6 protein-coding genes are annotated in these 4,493 nt (G+C 31.4%); 5 read left to right on the forward strand and 1 reads right to left on the reverse strand.

Going from position 1 to position 4,493, the window contains the following annotated elements:
- From V7068_RS21855 to V7068_RS21875, 5 genes are all read left to right on the forward strand, one after another.
- Positions 1-500: tyrosine-type recombinase/integrase (locus V7068_RS21855; RefSeq protein ID WP_499714527.1), on the forward strand; the 500-nt coding region annotated here is incomplete at its 5' end.
- Between the two features lie 79 nt (positions 501-579).
- Complete coding sequence (locus V7068_RS21860; RefSeq protein ID WP_499714532.1) at positions 580-714, forward strand: hypothetical protein; 135 nt, start codon at positions 580-582, stop codon at positions 712-714.
- Positions 715-1,023: 309 nt separating this feature from the next.
- Positions 1,024-1,581 carry a CBO0543 family protein gene (locus tag V7068_RS21865; protein ID WP_499714528.1) on the forward strand — a complete coding sequence of 186 codons (558 nt, stop codon included), beginning with the start codon at positions 1,024-1,026 and terminating at the stop codon, positions 1,579-1,581.
- Positions 1,582-1,774: 193 nt separating this feature from the next.
- A complete protein-coding gene (locus V7068_RS21870; RefSeq protein WP_499714529.1) occupies positions 1,775-2,212 on the forward strand; it encodes a hypothetical protein in 438 nt (145 codons plus the stop codon).
- Positions 2,213-2,689: 477 nt separating this feature from the next.
- The gene (locus V7068_RS21875; RefSeq protein ID WP_499714530.1) at positions 2,690-2,971 is read left to right on the forward strand and encodes a hypothetical protein; all 282 of its coding nucleotides are present in this window, start codon (positions 2,690-2,692) and stop codon (positions 2,969-2,971) included.
- 902 nt (positions 2,972-3,873) lie between these two features.
- Here the strand turns inward: V7068_RS21875 and V7068_RS21880 are convergent.
- A complete protein-coding gene (locus V7068_RS21880; protein WP_499714531.1) occupies positions 3,874-4,380 on the reverse strand; it encodes a CBO0543 family protein in 507 nt (168 codons plus the stop codon).
- Positions 4,381-4,493 lie beyond the last annotated feature (113 nt).

Raw genomic sequence — 4,493 nt, forward strand, 5'->3', positions numbered from 1 at the left:
TTCTACTTGACGGTTACACCACTACAAATACAAAATTACAACGTATTAAAGCATTTCTGAATTACATGGTTGAAATTGAAGTTATAACAAAGAATCCTGCTGATAAAATTTCAAGGGCAAAAGAGGACATTAAGATTGATGTTTTTACAGATTACCATATCAAACAAATGCTGACCTATTACAGAAGGATAAGAAGAAGGGAAAATACCTTTTGGGCATATAGGGATTACACCTTAATTTTAACAATGCTAGGTACTGGAATTAGATTAACTGAATCAACCAATCTTAAATGGTCTGATGTAGATTTTCAAAATCAAACTCTAATGATATTCGGCAAAAATAGAAAACTTGAATCTGTTCCAGTAGCAGAAAAGTTACTAAAGGAATTAGCTTCTTACAAAGTCTATTGTGAACAATTATTTGGAGAGAACACCACGTATGTTTTTACAGATAAAGATGGTAAACAATTAACCGCTAATGCTATTAAATGGGTTAGCTAAAGTCATGAATTTTAAAGATGTGAGAGTTTCAGCACATACTTTCAGACACTCGTTTTGTCAACGTTGTATTATGTCTGGAATGTCGACTTTTGCTATTCAAAAACTCATGCGACATTCCTCAATCGCAGTTACTGAAAAATATGCTGCTATGTGGGGCAATAACTTAAAAGAACAGAATGATAAGTTTAATCCACTAAATAATCTTGAAGTTTAAAAAAGGTAAAAGAAAAAGCCACGTGTTCGCAGCACGTGACCAAAGCAATTCATTTTCAATTAAAAACTAAATAACGGATATTCCGCATATTCAGCACCTTGATTATAAAATTTTTAAAAATATAATTCAAGGGGTTTAGTTTCCTATTGTCTATTTTAGGTGTGAATGTGAGGATTATCCGAACGTGGAATGCCTACTAACACGTTCTAAATCTAAACTTGACAGGTTAGTGAAAGAAAGGCAAAGAAATTACAATCTTGTATAAGTTCTCTTTTGTGGAAGCAAACTGAAATAAAAAAGGACAGCAATATGAATAAGTTTCAAGAAATCGAAAAGCAATATGAATATTTACGGAAGTTGTGGTTGGATTACTGGACTCAAGAAGTGGTTTTTACTTATCAGTGGTGGATAATGATTTTTGTATTGGTTACCCCTCTTTTTTTGTGGTGGAGATTGGTGGATAAAACTCGGATCATGGAAATAAGTATGGTTGGACTACTTATATCTATTATTGCTTTTTTATTAGATCAAATTGGTTCATCACTAGGTTATTGGACTTATCCATATACCTTAACACCTTTAGAAAGAGACTTGTGGGCAGTTGCTAATTTCTCCATTCTTCCCTTTTTTTATATGATGATTTATCAGTGGTTTCCTAAGTGGAAAACATACATATTAGGAACGATGATATTTGCACTATTCGCTGCATTTATTGGGGAAACTATTTTTCAATGGTTGGGGATTTATGTAATGCTAAAATGGAAGCACATTTACTCTGTCCTAGGTTATATTTTGTTGGGGATATTTGTAAAAGTAATACTAAAAAAATTAAAAACGATTGAGGCCATTTCTAAAAGTAAAGAATGACATTCCTATTGAAAGGGTGCGATAGTTCAACAAGGGAACCATCTTTTGATGGTTCTTTTTTTATGTCCCAAAACTTTTTCTTATAAATTACAAATTCAATGTCCTAAAAGCGTCACATTTCGTTAGTACCTAATTGTGAGGTAGTTAACCCACTGAAAACACCTTGCAAAAAACCAAAAAAGGAGACAGGAAAATGAAAATTTTTGAAGAACTCAGAAAAGCTGAAGAAGTGTATGAATCTATAAAAGAAGAATTTGAAGCACTTGAACTAGAAGGAAGAGAATTTGAAGAACTTGAAGAAGAAGAAGAAATACTTGAAATTGTAACAGAAGATCTTAATTTTGAAGGAAAAGAACTTGAAACAGTTTATATGGATAATGAAAGATATATCAATTTATTAAACGTGTATGAAATATTGGATAGTTATAGTGATTCTAAAGAAACGGAAGTCATTGACAGTCTTATTGATTACGATAATAATGAACTTGAAATATTTATGAATCATGGAAAAGAAACAATGTACCCAGCAGTAAAAGAAAATGCTGTACTAAGGATTTTAAGTACTATAGATAAACCTGATGCAAAACGATTGAAGAAGAAAATAATGGAAATAAGGTACAAAACTAAGTAGTTCAGGTATAAAGGGATATCGTTTAAGGCTAAGTAGTTCCGTTTCTATGGAGAAACATACGAAACAGCAGACCAAATAGCATATTATTTGGTCTCTTGTTTTTCTCTTATATATCAACGTTATGGTTAATAACATTTAAATTAGCTTAATAAATCGCAACCCAAATATCCTATTGACAACAACTATTGTCAACGTGTTAATTACTATGTTATTTACGGTGCTATTTGCTATATTGATTTTTATAAATCAAAAGGATAATTGTAATTTTATAAAGAGATTGTGAAAGATTGTTTTAAACGAACGGTGCAGGTTAGCTTAGGAAAAATTTCCGATTCGTTAATCATTGTTAGGTAGTAAATTTTTAATTTTTTTGGAAAAGGCACTTACACATTTTGTTGTTTATATGCATCTGCCGTTATCAAGCTTGTCTGATTTGCATTTTATGGTATTAGTTGGTGAGAAAGGAGGTGCATATAAATGCCTTGCGTTTTAACAGGTTTAACTCAACCAGTTTGTTTAACTATTATCTATAATGTAAGTTCTCAAAAGCTTAGAGAGTCTTTCATTAGCTGTGTCGAAGAGGGTGAAAAATGTAAACTTGAAGCTACTTTTAATCCTGATAATACAGATTTAATCATTACAGTTCCATTGACTGTAGAGGGAGAGGTTACATTTACAGACAATCCATTCCAATCATTTTGTGTTACTAAGGGTCTGACTGTAACTCCTCAGACGGAAATAAAAGTGAAGAAAAAGTAGAGGAAGTATTTTCTACTAAGATATTTCTCAACGGGTGTTTTAGTTGAACAAGACAATAATAAAATAGAACGCTTGAATTTTCATATTTAAGCGTTTTCAGTTTGCTATTTGTATTGCTATTTATAGTGCTAAACATACTGTTTTTCAGTATGTTATTTCACCTGTTTTTTCACATTTTCTCCACGTTATCGGAACTACTTAGTTTAAGGCGGTATCCTTTTTTTATTGCTTTTAAGGCTAGTAGGTTAGTTCCTACTGGCTGTTTTTATTGCTAAAATAACGCTTGTACGCTGTGCATACTTGAACCACGCACAAACAGTCAAAAGCGTCAAACCCGCATAAAATAAGGCTTTTTTTGGTTTTTAAGGTGTTGAAATTTGTGCAAAATATCACTTGTACGCCCCTTTTACACAATGGTCGCCAAATATTTTTTTTACAATTCAAACAGCCAAAACAAAAAAAGACTACACCTTTTATAGTGTCGCCTTTTGTTCTCTATATTCTTTTATCCTTCTTTTGAATGTTGCCACACTACACTTTGCATATTCAGTACCCTCAGGCTGTGACATTTTCTTTAGCGTCTTTAATGCCTTCCTGAGTTCCTTCTAATATTATTGGCTGTTCATTGACCGTTCGCAAAAGTGCACAAAAACGGACGGGTTGGAAATAGCCATTATATCCATATTTCGTTAGTTCGTAAATTGAGATTTAGACTTTATGAACGTTCGTTTATTTTAGATATATTTACGAACGTACAGTGGATTAAAAGTATAAAAAAAGACCGTCTATTGACAGTCCTGTTCTTGAAGTAAAGCACTCCTATAGTTTAAGTACAATTCTTCANNTTGCCGTAGCAACTTCCTATGTCACCATATTGTTCAATAACGATACTATTACAACTGTTATTGTAAAGGAATTTTAAAGTACCATATCATAAATACAATTATAATAATGGAAAAGAAATAACTTCTAATAGGTCGAGTGAAGTTTAGACGAATCATTACATACATCAAAGTATAAAATAATAAATCCATCCAATGTTCATATCCATTTTTAAAAGTTAATCTTTTAAAAAATACAAATGGGAATTCAATCAATATTGAACCGATTACCCAATATAATATATATTTTCCTTGCTTTATTTTCGTTTTAAAGTAAGGATAATGGGTAAGAAATAATAACGTTACGGCAGGTAAATTGACAAAAGTATAAGCCAAATCAATAATAAAATGCTTATTCGGAAAAATCTCTCCTTTATGCTGCCAGAGTAGATGATCATGACAGAAATAGTTATAAAGAAGATTACAAATAATTACATAGTGAATCGTAAGGATATATTTTTTCCAATTCTTCCAATCGCCCTTCCAATAAGCAAATCCAAATAGGCTTAATGTTAGAACTAAATGCATAAAAGTTTTCACCTTTTTTTCTTTAGTATCTAAATATTTCATAATAATATGTACTGAATCATTTCTTAAACTATTCTGCCTGTTAGTTGAACAAAAACCATTTCATAAGACTA

This window comes from Bacillus sp. JJ634 (genome assembly GCF_036962285.1).
Lineage (GTDB): Bacteria > Bacillota > Bacilli > Bacillales > DSM-1321 > Peribacillus > Peribacillus asahii_A.

Bases quoted from the DNA above. Each gene is read 5' to 3' on its own strand.
- V7068_RS21860 (WP_499714532.1), top strand. From the start codon at position 580: ATGTCGACTTTTGCTATTCAAAAACTCATGCGACATTCCTCAATCGCA.
- V7068_RS21865 (WP_499714528.1), top strand. From the start codon at position 1,024: ATGAATAAGTTTCAAGAAATCGAAAAGCAATATGAATATTTACGGAAG.
- V7068_RS21880 (WP_499714531.1), bottom strand. From the start codon at position 4,380: ATGCATTTAGTTCTAACATTAAGCCTATTTGGATTTGCTTATTGGAAG.
- V7068_RS21870 (WP_499714529.1), top strand. From the start codon at position 1,775: ATGAAAATTTTTGAAGAACTCAGAAAAGCTGAAGAAGTGTATGAATCT.
- V7068_RS21875 (WP_499714530.1), top strand. From the start codon at position 2,690: ATGCCTTGCGTTTTAACAGGTTTAACTCAACCAGTTTGTTTAACTATT.